This window comes from Dietzia sp. PP-33 (genome assembly GCF_033790845.1).
In the GTDB taxonomy this organism is placed as follows: domain Bacteria; phylum Actinomycetota; class Actinomycetes; order Mycobacteriales; family Mycobacteriaceae; genus Dietzia.
On sequence record NZ_JAMYEI010000009.1, the window covers coordinates 18,837 to 36,925 of the forward strand.

The 18,089-nt window shown below is 70.5% G+C and carries 19 protein-coding genes; 11 read left to right on the forward strand and 8 right to left on the reverse strand.

What is annotated here, in order from left to right; translation table 11 throughout:
* Nucleotides 1-19: 19 nt before the first annotated feature.
* From NJE57_RS15315 to NJE57_RS15325, 3 genes are all read left to right on the forward strand, one after another.
* Nucleotides 20-160, forward strand: a complete 141-nt coding sequence (locus tag NJE57_RS15315; RefSeq protein WP_319029382.1) for a hypothetical protein — start codon at nucleotides 20-22, stop codon at nucleotides 158-160.
* A gap of 34 nt (nucleotides 161-194) precedes the next feature.
* Nucleotides 195-335 (forward strand): hypothetical protein, encoded by a 141-nt coding sequence (locus tag NJE57_RS15320; RefSeq protein WP_319029383.1) that lies wholly within the window; start codon nucleotides 195-197, stop codon nucleotides 333-335.
* 81 nt (nucleotides 336-416) lie between these two features.
* Nucleotides 417-1,007, forward strand: coding sequence for a DUF1707 domain-containing protein (locus NJE57_RS15325; RefSeq protein ID WP_319029384.1), 591 nt, complete (start codon nucleotides 417-419; stop codon nucleotides 1,005-1,007).
* On the opposite strand, the gene NJE57_RS15330 is transcribed toward NJE57_RS15325, so the two are convergent.
* Entirely contained in the window at nucleotides 1,004-2,365 is a 1,362-nt protein-coding gene (locus NJE57_RS15330; RefSeq protein WP_319029385.1) for an MFS transporter, read from the reverse strand. The genes NJE57_RS15325 and NJE57_RS15330 overlap by 4 nt on opposite strands.
* Nucleotides 2,366-2,484: 119 nt before the next feature.
* On the opposite strand from NJE57_RS15330, the gene NJE57_RS15335 reads away from it, so the two are divergent.
* A complete protein-coding gene (locus NJE57_RS15335) occupies nucleotides 2,485-4,344 on the forward strand; it encodes an N-acyl-D-amino-acid deacylase family protein (RefSeq protein WP_319029386.1) in 1,860 nt (619 codons plus the stop codon).
* Here the strand turns inward: NJE57_RS15335 and NJE57_RS15340 are convergent.
* Complete coding sequence (locus NJE57_RS15340) at nucleotides 4,305-5,732, reverse strand: MBL fold metallo-hydrolase (protein ID WP_319029387.1); 1,428 nt, start codon at nucleotides 5,730-5,732, stop codon at nucleotides 4,305-4,307. The genes NJE57_RS15335 and NJE57_RS15340 overlap by 40 nt on opposite strands.
* A 163-nt stretch (nucleotides 5,733-5,895) precedes the next feature.
* Between NJE57_RS15340 and NJE57_RS15345 the strand changes: the two genes are divergently transcribed.
* Both NJE57_RS15345 and NJE57_RS15350 read left to right on the forward strand, forming a co-directional pair.
* On the forward strand, nucleotides 5,896-6,303 hold the full coding sequence (locus NJE57_RS15345) for a PPOX class F420-dependent oxidoreductase (protein WP_319029549.1): 408 nt from the start codon (nucleotides 5,896-5,898) through the stop codon (nucleotides 6,301-6,303).
* 107 nt (nucleotides 6,304-6,410) lie between these two features.
* Nucleotides 6,411-6,986, forward strand: a complete 576-nt coding sequence (locus NJE57_RS15350) for a peroxidase-related enzyme (RefSeq protein WP_319029388.1) — start codon at nucleotides 6,411-6,413, stop codon at nucleotides 6,984-6,986.
* 19 nt (nucleotides 6,987-7,005) lie between these two features.
* Here the strand turns inward: NJE57_RS15350 and NJE57_RS15355 are convergent, their stop codons facing one another.
* From NJE57_RS15355 to NJE57_RS15380, 6 genes are all read right to left on the reverse strand, one after another.
* Nucleotides 7,006-7,746, reverse strand: a complete 741-nt coding sequence (locus NJE57_RS15355; protein ID WP_319029389.1) for a glucose 1-dehydrogenase — start codon at nucleotides 7,744-7,746, stop codon at nucleotides 7,006-7,008.
* A gap of 52 nt (nucleotides 7,747-7,798) precedes the next feature.
* Nucleotides 7,799-8,875 (reverse strand): diacylglycerol kinase, encoded by a 1,077-nt coding sequence (locus NJE57_RS15360; protein WP_319029390.1) that lies wholly within the window; start codon nucleotides 8,873-8,875, stop codon nucleotides 7,799-7,801.
* 150 nt (nucleotides 8,876-9,025) lie between these two features.
* Nucleotides 9,026-9,736: a superoxide dismutase family protein gene (locus NJE57_RS15365; RefSeq protein WP_319029391.1), complete on the reverse strand. Its 711-nt coding sequence runs from the start codon at nucleotides 9,734-9,736 to the stop codon at nucleotides 9,026-9,028.
* A 184-nt stretch (nucleotides 9,737-9,920) separates the two neighbouring features.
* On the reverse strand, nucleotides 9,921-12,242 hold the full coding sequence (locus NJE57_RS15370; RefSeq protein WP_319029392.1) for a heavy metal translocating P-type ATPase: 2,322 nt from the start codon (nucleotides 12,240-12,242) through the stop codon (nucleotides 9,921-9,923).
* 7 nt (nucleotides 12,243-12,249) lie between these two features.
* Nucleotides 12,250-12,465, reverse strand: a complete 216-nt coding sequence (locus tag NJE57_RS15375) for a heavy-metal-associated domain-containing protein (protein ID WP_319029393.1) — start codon at nucleotides 12,463-12,465, stop codon at nucleotides 12,250-12,252.
* A 67-nt stretch (nucleotides 12,466-12,532) separates the two neighbouring features.
* The gene (locus NJE57_RS15380) at nucleotides 12,533-12,820 is read right to left on the reverse strand and encodes a metal-sensitive transcriptional regulator (protein ID WP_319029394.1); all 288 of its coding nucleotides are present in this window, start codon (nucleotides 12,818-12,820) and stop codon (nucleotides 12,533-12,535) included.
* A gap of 416 nt (nucleotides 12,821-13,236) precedes the next feature.
* On the opposite strand from NJE57_RS15380, the gene NJE57_RS15385 reads away from it, so the two are divergent.
* The 5 genes from NJE57_RS15385 (at nucleotide 13,237) to NJE57_RS15405 (ending at nucleotide 17,951) form a co-directional block, all read left to right on the forward strand.
* Entirely contained in the window at nucleotides 13,237-13,665 is a 429-nt protein-coding gene (locus tag NJE57_RS15385) for a ChaB family protein (protein ID WP_007633048.1), read from the forward strand.
* 121 nt (nucleotides 13,666-13,786) lie between these two features.
* A complete protein-coding gene (locus NJE57_RS15390) occupies nucleotides 13,787-14,266 on the forward strand; it encodes a hypothetical protein (protein WP_319029395.1) in 480 nt (159 codons plus the stop codon).
* A 439-nt stretch (nucleotides 14,267-14,705) separates the two neighbouring features.
* The gene (locus NJE57_RS15395; RefSeq protein ID WP_319029396.1) at nucleotides 14,706-16,031 is read left to right on the forward strand and encodes a lipase family protein; all 1,326 of its coding nucleotides are present in this window, start codon (nucleotides 14,706-14,708) and stop codon (nucleotides 16,029-16,031) included.
* A 76-nt stretch (nucleotides 16,032-16,107) separates the two neighbouring features.
* The gene (locus NJE57_RS15400) at nucleotides 16,108-16,551 is read left to right on the forward strand and encodes a MarR family winged helix-turn-helix transcriptional regulator (protein ID WP_319029397.1); all 444 of its coding nucleotides are present in this window, start codon (nucleotides 16,108-16,110) and stop codon (nucleotides 16,549-16,551) included.
* A complete protein-coding gene (locus NJE57_RS15405) occupies nucleotides 16,548-17,951 on the forward strand; it encodes an MFS transporter (protein WP_319029398.1) in 1,404 nt (467 codons plus the stop codon). The genes NJE57_RS15400 and NJE57_RS15405 overlap by 4 nt, the downstream gene beginning before the upstream one ends.
* Nucleotides 17,952-18,089 lie beyond the last annotated feature (138 nt).

Genomic DNA, 18,089 nt, shown 5'->3' on the forward strand with positions numbered 1-18,089 from the left:
ACCCTGGCAGGTGATTTCCATGGATCCTTCAGTTCTCGGCCCGGTCTCCGGCTCGCTCATCGGCGCCATCGACATCGTGACGGGCACACCGCTCGAGCCGGTGGCCGATGCGTTGTACGACATGGCCATCGGCGTCATGGAACTCGGGCTCGGCCTGTAACCGGACCCGGAACTCCCACGCAAGGAACGCTCTCATGCCACACCCCGCATTCCTCGGTCCCGTCTCCACAGCCGTTATGAACGTCGTCGACGGGCTGACCCAGATGAACGCCCCGCTCGAGGTGACCACCGCGCTTACCAGGTGGGCCTGGGATCTCGCGGACCTCGGGAGCTGATCCGAGTCACCGGGTCACAGGGGCCACGGATGGGTGCGAACCCCTATGGCCCGCAGGGTCCGGCAGCATAACCTTGGATCCATGACCGATCCGGACGATCTACTGCTCTCGGACACCGAACGCCTACACGCGCTCACCGCACTCGGCGACCACTACGCGGCGGGCCGCCTCGACGACCCCGAGTTCCACTCCCGATCAGGGGACGTGGCGGCCGCGCGCACCCTGGGCGAGATCCGCGGCTCGTTCCGGGATCTGCCCGGCGGAGTGCCGCTGCGGTCGGTGGACGGGCAGATCGTGCAGGATGCGTCGACGACCGGCGGCGAGCTGGTGCCCGCCTCGTCGTCGTCGCCCGCAATATCGGATCCGGATCGCGAGCTCGACGATCTCCGCAGACGCGGCAGGACGGTGGAGACGCTCGACGGGGTGGTCCTGGGCGCGACACTCGTCGCGTTCCTCGTCCTGCAGTTCGTGGTGGGTTGGGATTACGCGTGGATCGTGTGGCCCTCGCTGGCTCTGACCCTGGGGGTCCCGCGTGCGATCCTGCGGTACACGGACTCGGACGAGGAGCTCTACGACGAGCTCAAGGAGTCCGACGACGCGGCCCGCAAGGAGCGCCTCCGCGCCGCGACCGAGCGGATCCGCGAGCTGGGGGACGGCCGCGAGCGCCCCTAGGCCTCCTCGAGCGCGACGCCCTTGCGCTCCGGGAGGGTGAACGCGGCCAGGGCGGCCACGACGAACGCCGCCGAGAACACCCCGAAGACCAACGGCGACCCACCCGCGGTCAGCAGCACGGGCACGAGCAGCGGCGCGATGATCGAGGCGATCCGCCCGAACGCCGCCGCCGCGCCGGTGCCGGACCCACGGGTCGGGGTGGGGTAGAGCTCCGGGCCGATCGCGTACAGGGCGCCCCACGCACCGAGGTTGAAGAACGACAGTGCCATGCCGGCCGCGATGATCGTGGCCGGGGAGTCGGCGAGCCCGAACAGGCCCGCCGAGATCGCCGAGCCCACCAGGAACACGGCGAGGGTGACCCGGCGGCCCCAGATCTCGATGAGCCAGGCCGCCACCGCGTAGCCGGGCAGCTGGGCCAGCGTGATGATCAGGGTGTAGCCGAAGGACCTGACCAGGTCGAAGCCCTGGGAGACCAACAGGCTGGGCAGCCAGATGAACGCGCCGTAATAGGAGAAGTTGATCCCGAACCACACGATCCACAGTGCCCCGGTCCGCCTGCGCAGTCGCGGCGACCAGATCGATTCGCGGGGCTCGGCCGGGGCTGTAAGCGGGACAGCGGACCCGGGCCGGGCGGACTCGGTTCCGGTCTCGGCTTCGACGCCCCGGTATTCGGTGGCCGGTGGCTCCACACCCGCTGAGGCCTCGTACTCACGGACGATCCGTTCGGCCTCGTCGAGTCGACCCCGGGACTCCAGGAACCGCACGGACTCGGGCAGCCCGAACCGGACCACCAGTGCGTAGGCGGCAGGGATCAGACCCACCGCGAGCGCCCAGCGCCAGCCGTCATCACCGGTCGGGACCACGAAGTACCCGATCAGCGCCGCCATGATCCACCCGACGGCCCAGAACCCCTCGAGGATCACCACCACCCGGCCGCGGATCCGGCGGGGCGCGAACTCGCTGACCAGCGTTGACGCGACCGGCAGCTCTGCGCCCAGGCCCAGGCCCACGATGAATCGCAGGACGATGAGCATAAGGATGCCGGTCGACAGCGCGGCCGCGCCCGTCGCCAGGCCGTAGACCAACAGGGTGGTCGCGAAGACCTGGCGGCGGCCGATGCGATCGGCGAGCAGTCCACCCAGCGCCGCGCCGATGGCCATGCCGACGAAACCGATCGAACCGATCCACGACAACTCGGTGGGTGTGAGCGCCCAGTGGACGGCCAGTGCGGCCATGACGAAGGAGATGAGACCGACGTCCATGGCGTCCAGCGCCCAGCCGACCCCGGACCCGAGCAGCAGTTTGCGGTGCTTGCGGGTGAACGGCAGGCCGTCGAGGCGCTCCGTGCGTGTGGTCATGCGGACCCACGCTACTACCGACCCGACTCGATGTGATCGTCCATCCGCCCTGGACTTGGACCGTTGTCCGAGTACGCTGGAAACGCATGTGTTCTGCATCACAAAATGGGGAGTGCCTCGTGGACACCACTGATCACGCCAGCCCGGGCGGCGCCGACTTCGACGTCGTCATCCGCGGCGGGACCGTCTTCGACGGCACCGGGGCCCCCGGTCGCCGTGCGGACGTCGGAATCCGGGCGGGCACCATCGCGGCCGTCAGCCCCACCCCGCTGCCGGTCTCCGCGGCCACCCGGGTCATCGAGGCCGAGGGAAGGTGGGTGACGCCCGGCTTCGTCGACACCCACACCCACTACGACGTCGAACTGCTGGTCTCCCCCGGGCTGGGCGAATCGGTACGCCACGGCGTGACCACCGTCCTGGTGGGGAACTGTTCACTCTCGGGGGTCTACTCGGGCGCCGTGGACGTGGCCGACCTGTTCAGCCGCGTGGAGGCCCTGCCCCGGGACGCCGTGGTGGAGGCGCTCGAACGCACCAAGAGCTGGTCCGATCCGGCGGCCTGGCGACGCGCGGTGGAGGGCCTGCCGCTCGGGCCCAACGTGGCGAGCTTCCTCGGCCACTCCGACGTGCGCGCCGCCGTGATGGGACTGGGCCGGGCGACCGATCCCGGGCACTCCCCCAGCCGGGACGAGCTCCGGGAGATCGAGCGACGGGTCGACGAGGCCCTCGACGCGGGGTTCCTGGGCGTGTCCACCATGACCAACCCCTGGGACAAGATGGACGGCGACCGCTACCGCTCGCGCACCCTGCCCTCCACGCACGCCTCGTGGAAGGAGTTTCGCCACATCAGCCGGATCCTGCGCCGCCGCGATCGCGTGCTGCAGGGCGTGCCCAACCTCAACACCAAGGTCGATGTGGCGTTCTACGTGGCCACCAGCACCGGGCTGCTGCGCAAGCCGCTGCGGGTGTCCCTGCTGTCGGCCGCCGACACGCTCGCCGAGCCGTGGGTCAACCGCGTCTTCCGGCCACTGGCCTGGATCGCCAACACGCTCGGCAGGGGCAGGTTCGTCTGGCAACACCTGCCCACCACGTTCAAGGTGTGGGCGGACGGTATCGACCTGGTGGTCTTCGAGGAGTTCGGCTCCGGGCGCGAGGCCCTGCACCTCAAGGACGAGATGGCCCGCACCGACCTGCTCGAGCAGGAGAGCTACCGCCGCTGGTTCCGCCAGGACTTCGAGAAGCGGTTCAGCCCGCGGGTGTGGCACCGCGACTTCGACGACGCCCTGATCGTGGCCTGCCCCGACGACTCGCTGGTCGGACAGACCGTCGGCGACGTCGCCCGGGCGCGCACGCTGCACCCCGCGGACTGCTTCCTCGATCTGGTCGTGGAACACGGCCCGGACTTCCGGTGGGCCACGACGATCGCCAACGCCCGGGAGGAGGTGGCCAACCGGCTCGCGCGGACACCCGGCGTGACGATCGGGTTCTCCGACGCCGGAGCACACCTGCGCAACATGGCCTTCTACAACTTCGGCGTGCGGCTGCTCGAGCGGGTCCACCAGGCGCAGGGGCGCGGTAAGCCGTTCCTGAGCGTCGAGGAGGCCGTGTACAAGCTCACCGGCGAGCTCGCGGACTTCTATCGGCTCGACGCCGGCCGGATCCAGCCCGGCCGGCGTGCGGACGTGGTGGTGATCGACCCGGCGGGCCTCGACGGGGAGTCACTCGGCTACCACGAGGAGCCGATGCCGGAACTCGGCGGCCTCCGCCGGATGGTCAACCGCAACGACCGGGCGGTCGCGGCGACGATCATCGGCGGCCGCGTGGTCTGGCACGACGGCGAGTTCGCCCGGGGCTACGGTTCCGAGTTCGGCGCGGGCCGGTTCCTGCCGGCGGGCGAGACCGTGGCGCCGCGGGAGGCGGCGCCACGGCCACTGGCCGGAGATCACGCCGTGGGCATGCCGGCGTCCTCCCAGGCGGAATAGCTGCCCTCCAGCTCGGTGACGTCGTAGCCGACACTGCGCAGTGAGCTGGCCACCACGGAGCTGCGGGTGCCCGACTGGCAGTAGGTGACGATCGTTCCGGAGTCGGGCAGTTCGTCGCGCTCCCACATCACCTGGCCGCCGTGCAGCTGGGTGGCACCCGGGACGTGGCCGTCGGAGTACTCGGACGTGGCGCGGACGTCGAGCACCATGGCGTGCTCGTGTCCCTCCAGTTCCTCGGGGGCGACGGTCTCCGGGCGGAACGTGGGCAGCCCGTCGGTGGAGGTGACGTACCCGCGCGTGGAGTCGACGCCCACGCGGATGACGTGCCGCCGCAGCTCGTCGGCGGCCTCGGAGTCCTCGGCGAGGAAGACGAGCCCGCGGGTGTCGGACTCCGGGTCGATGGCCCAGCCGGCGTAGGTGCCCGCCTGACCGGCGGGGAGGTTGATGGCGCGCCGGACGGTGCCGTCGTGGACGTCGTCGGCGGGGCGGGGGTCGACGACGAAGAGGTCGCCGGACTCGATACCGGAGGCCACCTTCTCCGCGGACAGCTCGGGCAGCTCCGGCAACGGATGGCCGAGGACGGAGGGGCCGTCCCGGTTCTGCCGCTTCATCCGCCCGAAGTAGGCCGGCGCGTCGGGCTGGCCGTCGAGCAGCTCGGAGATGAAGCCCTCCTCGTCGTCATTCTCTACATATGTCGACCACCACGCGAACTTCCGCTCGTAGCCCACCGAGCTGGACGGCAGGGCGCCCAGGGACTTGCCGCAGGCCGAGCCCGCGCCGTGGGCCGGGAACACCTGGACGTGGTCGGGCAGGGTCAGGAAGTGATCCCGGAGGCTGGCGAACATCTGCGTGGCGCTCTCGACGCGGGTCTCCTCGCCGTCGGGGTCCTCAGTACCGGTGTCGCTGCTGCCGCCGGCGGTCTCGTCGAGCAGGTCCGGGCGGCCGAGGTCGCCGCAGAACACGAAGTCGCCGGTCAGCGCGTAACCGGGCTCGTCGGCGAACGCACCGTCGGTGATGAGGAACATCAGGTGCTCGGGCGTGTGGCCGGGGGTGTGCACGGCCGTGATCGTGACGTTGCCCAGCTCGATGGTGTCGCCGTCGCGGAGTCGCTCGCCCTCGAAGCCGTAGCGCCACTCCTCGCCGCCCTCGTCGGAGAGGTACGTGGTGGCGCCGGTGGCGGCGGCCAGTTCGCGGGTGCCGGACAGGTAGTCGGCGTGGATGTGGGTCTCGGTGACCTTGACGATGGTCATGCCGTGCTGGTCGGCCATCTCGAAGTAGGGCCGGAGGTCACGGCTGGGGTCCACGACGATCGCCTCGCTGCTGCTCTGGCAGCCGATGAAGTAGCTGGCGTGGGCCAGATCGTAGTCATAGATGCGTTCGAAGAGCATGGTGTGTGTCCGTTTCCGTAGGGAACAGGTACACACCCCACCGTAAAACCCTCGGGGGTATAGCGCCACCTCTCGACGGCGACGGCGCGCACACTGGACTCCAGACCCCCACCACCGCCGAGAGGACCCCACCGTGCCCGACTCACCCTCCGCCGACTCCCCACTGAGCGACTCTCCGCTGACCGATGACCTCCGCCGCCTGCTCGCCGAGCCGAACCCGTGCGTCATGGCAACGCTGCGCCGGGACGGTTCACCGGTGACCGTGCCCACCTGGTACCGGCTGGTCGACGACCGGATCCACCTCAACCTGGACGCCGGCCGGGTCCGGCTGCAGCACCTACGGCGGGACCCGCGGATCGCGCTGTCCGTGATCGATGCCGGTGACTGGTACACCCACGTGAGCATCCAGGGAAGGGTCACCGAGATCTCCGACGACCCGGACCTGTCCGGCATCGACGCACTGTCCCGCCACTACACGGGCAATGAGTACCACGTCCGCGATCGCGCGCGGGTCGACGCCTGGGTCGAGATCGACAAGGTCCACACGTGGGGGGCCGCGGCGCGATCCTGAACCGGCGACGGGCATGTGCGCCTAGCCTCAGGGCACGCCCCCACCACCGGTGGGGGAACCCCTCGCCCCCGGCGCCCCGCGCGGGCGCCCCACCCCCGGAGCCGCACATGTCCGACCGCTATCCCCTCGCCGAACTCGCTGATCTGCCCGACGACCTGCGGGAGCGCATCCTCGCCGAGCAGGAGAAGGCCGGCTTCGTACCCGAGGTGTTCCTGATGTTCGGCCGTCGGCCTGCCGAATGGCGCGCGTTCTTCGCCTACCACGACGCCCTGATGGACCGCGAGGGGTCGAACATGTCCAAGGCGGACAAGGAGATGATCATCGTGACCATCTCCGGGCAGAACAGTTGCCAGTTCTGCGTGGTGGCGCACGGGGCGATCCTGCGGATCGTCAAGAAGGACCCCTACATCTCCGACCAACTGGCCGTGAGCCATCACAAGGCGGAGCTGACCCCGCGCGAGCGTGCCATCTGCGACTTCGCCACCAAGGTCAACCTGCGGTCCGACGAGCTCGTCGACGCCGACTTCGCCGCCCTGCGCGAGCACGGGCTCGACGACGAGGACGCGTGGGACATCGCGGCGATCACCGCCCTGTTCGGTCTGAGCAACCGGGTGGCCAACGCCACCGACATGCGGCCCAACCCGGAGTTCTACACGATGGGCCGTCTGCCGCGGCAGACGTAGCCCGACAACTGCCGTGGCCCTACAGCTGCTTGTGCGGGATCCCGTTGATCGTCCCGCCGTCCACCACGAACTCCGTGGCCGTGGCGTAGGAGGACTCGTCGGACGCCAGGAAGAGGACGAAGTTCGCCACGTCCTCCACTGTGCCCAGGCGACCGAGGGGGATCGGGATCATGTCATCCGGGATCCCCTCGGTGATGGGGGTGCGCACGAGGCCCGGGTGCAGTGAGTTGCAGCGGACGCCGTGCGGCGCGAGCTCGAGCGCGACCGACTTGGTGAGTCCGCGGACGGCCCACTTGGCGGCCACGTACCCGTGCGCCCACGGGGTGCCGCGCATGCCCTCGATCGAGGAGACGTTGATGATGGACCCGCCCCCGGCGGCGATCATGGTCTCGGTGACGGCCTGGCATCCGTAGAACGTCCCCGTGAGGTTCACGTCCAGGATCTGCTGCCACTTGTCATGCCGGAACTTGTGCAGTTCGGCGCCGTTGGCGATACCCGCGTTGTTGACCAGGATGTCGACCCCGCCCCAGTCGGCGACGGTCTCCGAGACGACGGCCGCCCACTCGTCGGCGCTGGAGACGTCGAGGTGCCGGTAGCGCGCGTTCTCCCCCAGGTCGGCCGCCACGGCCTCGCCCTGCTCGTCCAGCACGTCGGTGATCACGACCTTCGCGCCCTCCTCGACGAGCCGGCGCGCATCGGCCTCGCCCATCCCCCGCGCGGCTCCGGTGATGATCGCGACCTTGCCCTCGACCCGTCCCATGACTACTCCCTCTACGTGTGTACTGATGCGGTGTGACTGCGGGTGCGTCGCGTCACCGGGGACCGACGATGCCGGGCGCTCCGGTGAGCGGCATCTGCAGCGTGGTCGTCAGCCCCGGTTCGGCGGCCACGACGGCGGGGACGGCGTTGACGACCCTGCCGACGCCGGCGAGGATCGCCGAGTAGTTGTGATCGCCGTCCGCGCTCTGCGCGGCCAGGTCGAGGACGTATGACGGTTCACCGATCACCTCGACACGGTACGAGTGCCCCTCCTGGACCGCGTACGGCCAGTCCGGACGGAGGTCGTCCCGGGTGCGGGTGACGTGCTCGACGACGATGACCGGCTCGCCCGCCACCATCCCCGTGATCTGGAAGCGGAAGCCGGCCTGCGTGCCCTCGGCGATGGTGCAGGCCGCGACCTCGTAGGTCTCCGGGGCGGGTTCGCGCTCGACGTGCTCGGTGATCTCGTCGATCTCCACGCCCAGGCCGGCGGCGAGCAGGTGGATCGACGCTCCCCAGCCCGCGGTCAACACACCGGGCAGGAACAGCAGCGGGGTCTGGTCGAGCGGGGTGCCGAATCCCATCACGTCGACCATCGACTCCGTGGAGTCATAGGTGGCGTAGTCAGAGAACTCGGTGCAGCGGACCTGGCGCACCTCGCGGCAGGTCCCGGTGATCGCGAGCGGCAGGAGGTCGTTGGTGAAGCCCGGGTCCACACCGGTGACGAAGAGGGTGGCCCCTCCGTCCATGGCTGCGGCCTCGAGCTTGGCGCGGGCGCTGTCGGGGATGCCCGCCGCGGGGTTGATGAGCGGGGTGGGAGCGGTTCCGGCCACATTGATCCCCGCGGAGAGGTACTCACGGATGTCCCGCACGGCCTCGACCGGTCGGTTGTCGCTCATCGCGCAATAGACCACACAGTCGGGGGCCGCGGCGATGATGTCGTCGGCGCTCGTCGTCGCGGTGACGCCGGTGGCCACGTCCAGCCCGGCGAGTTCGCCCGCGTCCCTGCCAGCCTTCTCCGCGGTGTGCACCCAGACGCCCACCAGCTCGAAGCGGGGGTCCTCGATGAGGTGGCGCAGGGCGAGGGCCCCGGCATTGCCCGTGGCGATCTGTGCGACCCGGATGGCCATGTGTCCACTCCCCGACCTGGGGCGCCTAGCGGTGTCGGGCGCCTGTCCGCGGCGGACGCTACCAGAGCGCACCGCGCCGTCGGGGGCCTTTCAGACACCCGACCAGACATCTGTCCGGTCGGGTGTCCTCTGTGTCGATTCGGCTGACTGTCAGCCCTGCTCGGTGACCGGACCGCAAGCGATGCGGCTACCGCCGTCGCCAGCATTGCGGGTCTCCTCGTCGGCCCCCTCCGGCGCGTAGCGCTCGGGGATGTTGGCCAGGTTGTCCGAGTTCTCGTGGATCATCACGGCCGAGCCGTCCTCGTCCAGGAGCAGATCGCGATCCAGACGGTCGGTGAGGGTGACGATCCGTCCCGTGCCGTCCCCCGTCACGTACAGAGTCGGCAGGTCGCCGGCGTGCTCCGGGTGGCCCGCCCCGCCATCGGGTCCCGCGAGGTGGCCCCCGGCGGAGAGGAACGCCCCGCGCTCCTGCGGGTTCGTGGGGCTGGCACTGTCCGGCTCGCACAGGCCCACGCCGTGGATGTGCAGGCCGTGGAAGCCCGGGGCGAGTCCGGTGGACTCGACCGTCACGAGTGTGCCGCCGTCCACCTCGGCGAACTCGGCCGTGCCGCGCGGCTCGCCGTCCGGGTCCACGAGCTCGGCGGTGGCGAACGACCGGCCACCCGGGGCCCCGCCGTCAGCGCCCCCGCTGGTCGTGGTGGCGCTCATGCCTGTGTCCTCCTGCGGCGTGACGCTTCCCTCGGCAGCCGGTGAGTCCTCCCCGGTGCCGCAGGAGGCGGCGAGCAGGGCCGCGGCGGCGAGAGCGACGAACGTGCTGCTCCTGCGCGCGTGGCGTGAAGTGGGCGCGGTCTGTGTGGTCATCCGGGGACCTCCTCGTCTGCGTCGTGACCGTCACCGTACCCAGGCTCATGCTCGGCGCAACCGGGCCCCGTGAGCGCCGGGACGGCGCTCCAGGGCAGTGATCTGGGAAGCTCCGCTATGCAGGGCCGCGGCGAGAACTGACCGACCGGGCGGGGGTCGTCACACGACCCCCGCCCGGCGCGACTCAGGCCGCCGCGCGGAAGCGGCGCAGTCGCAGGCTGTTGGCCACCACGAACACCGAGGAGAACGCCATCGCCGCGCCCGCGATCATCGGGTTGAGCAGCCCGGCCGCGGCCAGCGGGAGCGCGGCCACGTTGTAGGCGAACGCCCAGAACAGGTTGCCCTTGATGGTCCCGAGTGTGCTGCGGGACAGCCGGATGGCGTCCGCCGCCGAGCGCAGGTCCCCGCGGACCAGCGTGAGGTCCGAGGCCTCGATCGCGGCGTCGGTGCCCGTGCCGATCGCCAGACCCAGGTCTGCGGTGGCCAGGGCGGCCGCGTCGTTGACGCCGTCGCCGACCATGGCCACGACCCGGCCCTCCGACTGCAGCCGGCGGACCGCCTCGACCTTGTCGGCGGGCATGACCTCGGAGATCACGGTGTCCGGGCCGGGATCGATGCCCACCTGCTGCGCCACCGAGGCGGCCACCCTGGCGTTGTCGCCGGTCAGCAGGATCGGGGTGAGCCCCAGGTCGCGGAAACGACGGATCGCCTCGGCTGAGGACTCCTTGATCTGATCGGCAACCACCAGCACGCCACGCGCCCGGCCCGCCCAGCCCACGACCACCGCGGTCTGTCCGCGTTCGGAGGCGTCGCGGAACGCCTGCTCGAGCTCGGCCGGAAGCGGCATGTCCCGCTCGGTGAGCAGTGCCGGACGGCCCACCACGACCTCGTCGTCGTCGACCTCTCCCGACACCCCCAGTCCCTCGGCGTTGCGGAAGCCCGCTACCGCCGACAGGTCTCCGGTCTTCTCCCGCGCGCCGGCGGCGATGGCGCGGGCGATGGGGTGCTCGGAGGCGTCCTCGACGGCTCCGGCCCGGCGCAGCAGTTGCGTCTCGTCCTGGCCGTCCGCCGCGGTGACGGACACCAGCGCGTGCGTGCCGGTGGTCACGGTGCCGGTCTTGTCCAGCACGATCGTGTCGACGCGGCGGGTGGACTCCAGAACCTCGGGGCCCTTGATGAGGATGCCCAGCTGGGCGCCGCGGCCGGTGCCCACCATCAGCGCCATGGGCGTGGCCAGGCCCAGCGCGCACGGGCAGGCGATGATCAGTACCGCGACAGCGGCCGTGAACGCCATGGCGGCGCCGGCGCCGGTGACCAGCCAGAACGCGAACGTAGCCACCGCCAGCACCAGCACCACGGGCACGAAGACACCCGAGATGCGGTCGGCCAGGCGTTGCGCCGCGGCCTTACCGGACTGGGCGTCGGTGACCATCTGCGCCATCTGGGCGAGCTGGGTGTCCGAGCCGATGCGGGTGGCCCGCACGATCAGGCGGCCGCTGGTGTTGACGGTGCCGCCGACCACGGAGTCGCCGGTGGAGACCTCGGTCGGTACGGATTCGCCGGTGACCATGGCGGTGTCGACCGCGGAGGCGCCGTCGACCACCGCGCCGTCGGTGGCGATCTTCTCGCCGGGCCGGACCACGAACTCGTCGCCCGTCTGCAACTCCTCCACCGGGATGCGGGTCTCGGTCCCGTCGCGCCGTACCGCGACATCCTTGGCGCCGAGCTCGAGCAGCGACCGCAGCGCGGCGCCCGCCGTGCGCTTGGACCGCGCCTCGAAGTAGCGGCCCAGCAGGATGAACGTCGTCACGCCGGCGGCGGCCTCGAGATAGATGTCGCCGGCGCCGTCACTGGGCGAGAGGCTGAACTCGAACCCGTGGGTCATCCCGGGCATGCCCGCGTGGCCGAAGAACAGGGCGTACAGCGACCACAGGAACGCCGCGGACGTGCCGAGCGAGACGAGCGTGTCCATGGTGAACGCGCCGTGGCGCAGGTTGATTGCGGCGGCGCGGTGGAACGGCCACGCGCCCCACACGATGACCGGGGCGGCCAGCGTCAGCGACAGCCACTGCCAGTTGGTGAACTGCAGCGCCGGGACCATGGCCATGGCGATGACGGGGATCGACAGGACGGCCGAGATGATGACACGCCGGCGGAGTTCGTCGACCCGGTCGGGCGCGGCGGAGTCGTCGGGGACTGGGTTGGTGGCGCCCGCGGCAGTGGTGGCGTCGCCCAGGCCGGGTGCGGACGCGCGGGGACGCGGCAACTGCGCGTGGTACCCGGCCTGTTCGACGGTGTCGAGCAGCAGCTGCGGCTGCAGCCCCTCGGGGATCCGGACCCGCGCCTTCTCGGTGGCGTAGTTGACCTCGGCGGTGACGTCGTCGAGTTTGTTGAGTTTGCGCTCGATCCGGTTGGCGCACGAGGCGCAGGTCATCCCCTCGATCTGCAACTCGACGAGGGTCGTCTCGGCGGGGGGCGCCGTGTCCCGGTTGTCGGTGCTGGTCATGGTGCGCTCACTCCTGTGCGGTGACGGTGTACCCGGCCTCGTCCACGGCGGCGCGGACCGCCGCGGGATCGACCGGGTCGGAGGAGACGACGACGAGGCGACCGGACTCCAGATCGACTTCGACCCCGGTGACTCCCGAGATCTCGGAGACCTCCTCCGTCACGGAGGCGACGCAGTGGCCGCAGGTCATGCCGGAGACGGTGTAGGTGGCAGTGGCGGACATGGTGTTCTCCTCGTTCGGGGGTGGGTGTGCGGTGACAGTCGGGTCGCACGGTCGGTCGGCGCGGCGATCAGGACCTGACCAGACGGGCGATGGCGGCGTTGGCCTCTTTGAGCTTGGCCTCCGCCTCGGGCCCACCGTTCTCGATGGCTCCGGCGACGCAGTGTCCGAGGTGCTCCTCGAGCAGGCTCAGCGAGACGGACTGCAGGGCCCGGGTCATGGCGGAGACCTGCGTGAGTATGTCGATACAGTACTTGTCCTCCTCGACCATCCGTTGCAGCCCGCGGGCCTGACCCTCGATGCGGCGCAGCCGCTTGAGGTGGCCCTCCTTGTGCGGGGCGTATCCATGCTCGGCCATGCCGCATACGGTACCCCCCTAGGGTACCTGCCGCAAGGGCGGGCCGCGTTCTCGTTGAGCGCTCCGACCCTCAGGACCGGTTTCCAAGCCGGCCCCTGCTGTTTATGGTCGAGCCAGCGCCACTTCCGATGTCGATCAGTCGAGAAAGGAATGGACTCATGACCGACACGGCCCGGACCGATCGCGGGACCCGGCACCGCTTGCCCGTCCGGTACGCGGCAGCAAGTCGACACCCGATCGGGTGGCTGGTGTGGGGCGAGCGCGCCCCGGGTGGTCCCGGCGAGCAGTGGGCCGGTCCCGGTGGCCACCCACATGGCCGTCGGAATGGCCGAGGCGGATATGGACCGGTGGGCCCGGACGGGTTCAGGCCTGCATTCCGAGCACATGCCGGCGAGCTGACGTAGGAAGGAGTCACCATGCCGAAGACCGACAGCGACGGAAACGCGAAGGACAGCGAGCTGCCCTCGACGCTGCAGCGCAGCGACCAGAAGGCCAAGGACACCTTTGCCAAGGCCTACGACTCGGCGGAGGAACAGTACGGCGATGAGTCCCGCGTCGCGCGGACCGCCTGGGGCGCCGTCAAGCACACGCACGAGAAGGTCGGCGACCACTGGGAGCCCAAGGACGGCAAGGGCCCCTCGGATTCACGCTCGGAGAGCGGTGGCCCGAACCCCTCCGGCGAGTCGAAGGACGGCGTGGACGCGAACGCCAGCAAGGACCACCTCTACGAGCAGGCGCAGAAGCTCGGCATCGAGGGCCGCTCCGACATGACCAAGGACGAGCTCGTGGAGGCGCTGCGCAAGGCCGACGACCGGAAGACGGAGGAGAGCCGAGACGACTCGTGAGCCCGACAGGACGGGTCCCGCCCCGGCCCCCTCGCACCGAGGATGAGACCACAGATGGACCACGCCCGTGCCCGGGAATCACTCTCACTCACCGGCTCGGTCGCGCCGGGCACGGGGGGCCATGATCGGAGCCGGCATCCTCGCGCTGGGCGGCCAGGTCGGCGAGCTGCCAGGCGGGTTGATGCCACGGGCGTTGTTCGCCGGGGCGGTGGTCGCGGACTTCAGCGCCTACTCGTACATCCGGAATTCGGCGAGCACCCCGTCGTCCGGTGGTATCGCGATGCTGCTCGAGGCCGCGTACGGCCTCGCAGTGATCGCCGGCTCGTTCTCCCTTCTCATGTACGTGTCGATGATCCTCGCCGAGTCCCTCCTCGGGAGGAACCGCGGCGACCTCGACCCCGACCTGGATCCGGAGACGGTCGTGACCACGCTCGTGGCGCCACTGGTGCTGACGCCGCTCGTTCCCGTCCGATCGCTGCGTCAGGGGGTGCGCCTCGATGGATTCCGGCCTGGCCTCAAGATCGGACTTGGCCGTCCGGACGGACTGATCGACCTTCCACAGGTCGTGGACCGTCCATCACGGCCGGGTAGATATTGCTGACGTACCCCTTGTGGCCGGCCGCCTGGCGCGACCGCTCGCTCGGTGCCTCGTCCGAGGTGACGTTCTGTCCGATGACCTCGACGAACCGTTGCTTCTTCAGTGGTTCGGCCCGGTCGGCCTCCTCGAGGGCATTCAAGTTAGCCGCCGAGAGCATCCCCACATCGGCCACGACTACCATGTCAGCGATCGTGTGCCGCCCCCCGGAAGGCGGTGATGACCGGGATCAACGTCTTGGTCTCTGCCTTGTCAGACCCACCAACCCGGGTCCCGCTCAATTGGTGACCCCCGCGCCACACGCTCAGCCTCATGAATTGCAGCAAACCTAGCGAATCAGCCGGGAACGACGTCAACTTGCGGAACTCAGGTTAGACTCAGCTCAATTTAGTGAGACAGAACACAATCAGCCCCGGGGGGGACCCTGCAACTTCGCCGAACCGGAATGCGCGCAGCCGCATTCGCCACCGCCATCGCCACCGCATTCGCCGGAGGGGCCGTGGTCGCCCCCGCCGCCGGCGCGCAGGGATCGTCCAACGACCCGGCGCCCGCCTTCTACCAGCCGCCCGCGGACCTGCCCGCAGCCTCCGGCGAGCTCATCAAGACCGAGCCGTTCCCCCTCGCCGCCGCGATCCCGCCGATCCCCGGCGCCGACTCGATCTCCGATGCAGCCGGACCGCTGTCCACCGACGCGCAGCGCATCATGTACACCTCCGTCGGATCGCGCGACCAGGCGATCGCCGTGACCGGCGCCTATCTGCAGCCGCGCGCACCGTGGACCGGCCCGGGCACCCGCCCCCTGGCCGTGATGGCGCCCGGAACCCAGGGGCAAGGCGACCACTGCGCGCCGTCCAAGACGTTCCAGAACCTGGCCACCGTCCGCACCGACCCGCCGGGAGTCGGGTTCGGTTACGAGCTGTTCCAGACCTACGCGCTGCTCGCCCGCGGGTACGCCGTCGCGATGACCGACTACGAGGGGCTCGGCACCCCTGGGCTGCACTCGTACGTCAACCGCGAGTCGCAGGCCCGCGCAGTGCTCGACCTCGCGCGCGCCGCGTCGTCGGTACCGGGCGCCGACGTCGAGCCGGACGCCCGCACCGTGTTCGTCGGCTACTCCCAGGGCGGCGGGGCGGTGGCCGCGGCCGCCGAACTCCACCCGCAGTACGCGCCCGAGATCAACTTGGTGGGTACCGCCGCGGGCTCCCCGCCGGCCGACCTGCTCGCCACGCTCGAGCAGATCGACGGCACCGCCATCGCCGGGGCGATCGGCTACGCGATCAACAGCCTGATCGACGCCTACCCGGAGATGGGCCCCCTGATCAACCCGTACTTCAACGACCGGGGCCGGGCCATGCTCGCCGTCACCTCTGACCAGTGCATCGGCGAGACCGCGGTCCAATTCTTCCAGCAGCGCACCACTGACTTCACGATCTCGGGCCTGTCGGCCGGCGACATCGTGCGCAGCGAACCCGAGATCCTGGCGTTCCTCGAGCGCCAACGCATCGGCCGCCTTGCCCCGACCACGCCCGTGCGTGTGCTCTCGCCCGTCAACGACGACGTCGTCCCCGGCCACCAGTCGCAGCAGCTCGGCCGCGACTGGTGCGCGCAGGGCGCCGCCGTCGACATGGTCATCGACCCGATGCCTCCCGTCGCACCCGGTCTGGCGATCGGCCACGCCGTGCCCATGCTCGCCGGTCTGGAGGGCAACCTCCGGTACCTCGACGACCGCGTCAACGGAGTCCCGGCGCCGAGCAACTGCGGAACCTACTGAGGCCGGGCGGGCCCCGGCGCCGGACCCGCCGCCCTTATGCAAGCAGGTTGCGCAACTCGGTTGTAGACTCGCCGGAGTGACGCCCACCGACCCGCCGCCCGACATCGCCGCCCTGGCGGACGATCTCCGCCACGCGCTGCGCCCCCTGTGGCGACGGTTCAACTCCCACCGGACGTTGTCGATGGGCAAGGTCGGGATCCTGTCCCACCTGGAGCAGCGCGGGTCCCTGACTGCGACCGACCTGGCAGGCCTTGAGCGGATCAGCCATCAGGCCGTCGCCAACGCGGTCCGCGAACTCCGGGACCTGGGCCTGGTCACGCGCAGCCCGGACCCAGCCGACGGCCGCCGCGCCCTCGTCACCATCACCGCGGGCGGGCGCGAGCAGCTCCGCACCGAGCGCGCCGCGGGCCAGGACTGGCTGGCCCACGCGATCGCCGACCACCTCGACAGGGCCGAGCGCGCCCGTCTCGCGGCCGCGGTCCCCCTGCTCCGCCGCCTCGACTCCGAGGACGTCCGATGATCCCGCACCGGCGCCCGGCGCCCCGCTGGTTCGTGCAGGCTCTCGTCTACGCCGCGTTGACCAGCTCCATCGTCAGTTCCCTCGGCATGCTGCTGGTCCCGTCGGTCTCCGCAGAGTTCGGCATCCCGGTGAGCGCGGCGCAGTGGATGCTCACGGCCAACCTGCTCGTCGGCGCGGTCGCGACCCCGATCATGGGCCGCCTCGCCGACGGCCCCCATACCCGGAAACTCCTGCTGACCAGCCTCGGTGTGATCTTCCTCGGGTCCATCATCGCCACCGTCGCGCCGAACTTCACCGTCTTCCTCATCGGCCGCGCGCTGCAGGGACTCCTCTACGGCACGGTGCCCATCACCATCGCCCTGGCCCGCCGCCACCTGACCTTCACCGAATCCCAGCCCATCATCTCGACCCTCTCGGTCACCGTGTCGGTGGGAATGGGACTGGGCTACCCGCTCACCGGGATCCTCGCGGCCACGTTCGACCTGCGGGCCGCGTTCGCCTTCGCGGCACTGTTCGTGGCCACCGCGGCGATCGGCGTCTGGCGCTTCATCCCCGCCGGCCCCGACCCGCTCGCGCCCCGCACGCCGTTCGACATCGGCGGCGCCCTGCTGTTGGGCGTCGGGCTGGCGGCGCTGCTGCTGTGGATCTCCGAAGGTCAGACCTGGGGCTGGGGGTCCGCGACGGCGCTCGTCGTCCTCGTGGTCGCACTGAACACGCTGCTCCTCTGGATCGTGCACAGCATCCGCACCCTGCATCCCCTGGTCAACCTCCGCGTGGTCCGCCGGCCCGAGGTCCTGCTGGCCAACGCCACCGCGATCGGCCTGGGCACCGCAATGTACATCGGCCTGTCCATCGCGAGCCTCGTCGCGCAGGCACCCGCCGACACCGGCTTCGGACTGGCGGTGCCACTAATGTGGGCGGGCTTCATGATGGCGCCGCTGTCGGCGGGCAGCCTCGTGGCCAACCGCACGGTCCGTGCCCTGTCCCGCCGCTACGACATGGCGGTGTTCCTGCCGGTCGGCGCGGCCGTGATGACGGTGGCGTCAGTGCTGCTGTGGCTGCGGCACGGAGACTTCTGGACGCTGGCCGTCGGCATGTTCCTCTTCGGCGCCGGGATCGGCTCGGGCTACGCCGCGATGCCCGCGCTCATCGGCCGCAGTGTGGCGGTGGACCAGCTCGGCAGCGCGGTGAGCTTCAACCAGGTGCTGCGCACGTTCGGTGGCGCGGTCGGCGCGGCGTTGTCGGCAGCCGTCCTCGCCGCCCACCCCTCCGACTCCGCCTACTCGACCGATGAGGGCATCACCACGGCGTTCGGCGTGGGTATGATCTGCTGCTCGACGGTGATGCTCGCGTTGGTGCTACATGCCGTCACAGCCCGACGACGACGAGCCCATCAGTAGCCCCGGTCTCCCGCAGCCTGCGCGCGATAGCACCCGGGCGAGCGCGTCGGAATCGACGGTCCCCGCCGGGTCGGAGTCATGCCCAGGGCGTCGTGACCCGGTTATGCGGCTTATATCGTTTTCGGTGCTGGGTTTTCG

Coding starts and splice junctions, on each gene's coding strand:
- NJE57_RS15385 (WP_007633048.1), top strand. CDS start 13,237: ATGCCGAAGACCGACAGCGACGGAAACGCGAAGGACAGCGAGCTGCCC.
- NJE57_RS15390 (WP_319029395.1), top strand. CDS start 13,787: ATGATCGGAGCCGGCATCCTCGCGCTGGGCGGCCAGGTCGGCGAGCTG.
- NJE57_RS15370 (WP_319029392.1), bottom strand. CDS start 12,242: ATGACCAGCACCGACAACCGGGACACGGCGCCCCCCGCCGAGACGACC.
- NJE57_RS15375 (WP_319029393.1), bottom strand. CDS start 12,465: ATGTCCGCCACTGCCACCTACACCGTCTCCGGCATGACCTGCGGCCAC.
- NJE57_RS15320 (WP_319029383.1), top strand. CDS start 195: ATGCCACACCCCGCATTCCTCGGTCCCGTCTCCACAGCCGTTATGAAC.
- NJE57_RS15355 (WP_319029389.1), bottom strand. CDS start 7,746: ATGGGACGGGTCGAGGGCAAGGTCGCGATCATCACCGGAGCCGCGCGG.
- NJE57_RS15340 (WP_319029387.1), bottom strand. CDS start 5,732: ATGCTCTTCGAACGCATCTATGACTACGATCTGGCCCACGCCAGCTAC.
- NJE57_RS15315 (WP_319029382.1), top strand. CDS start 20: ATGGATCCTTCAGTTCTCGGCCCGGTCTCCGGCTCGCTCATCGGCGCC.
- NJE57_RS15350 (WP_319029388.1), top strand. CDS start 6,411: ATGTCCGACCGCTATCCCCTCGCCGAACTCGCTGATCTGCCCGACGAC.
- NJE57_RS15360 (WP_319029390.1), bottom strand. CDS start 8,875: ATGGCCATCCGGGTCGCACAGATCGCCACGGGCAATGCCGGGGCCCTC.
- NJE57_RS15365 (WP_319029391.1), bottom strand. CDS start 9,736: ATGACCACACAGACCGCGCCCACTTCACGCCACGCGCGCAGGAGCAGC.
- NJE57_RS15405 (WP_319029398.1), top strand. CDS start 16,548: ATGATCCCGCACCGGCGCCCGGCGCCCCGCTGGTTCGTGCAGGCTCTC.
- NJE57_RS15330 (WP_319029385.1), bottom strand. CDS start 2,365: ATGACCACACGCACGGAGCGCCTCGACGGCCTGCCGTTCACCCGCAAG.
- NJE57_RS15380 (WP_319029394.1), bottom strand. CDS start 12,820: ATGGCCGAGCATGGATACGCCCCGCACAAGGAGGGCCACCTCAAGCGG.
- NJE57_RS15395 (WP_319029396.1), top strand. CDS start 14,706: ATGCGCGCAGCCGCATTCGCCACCGCCATCGCCACCGCATTCGCCGGA.
- NJE57_RS15325 (WP_319029384.1), top strand. CDS start 417: ATGACCGATCCGGACGATCTACTGCTCTCGGACACCGAACGCCTACAC.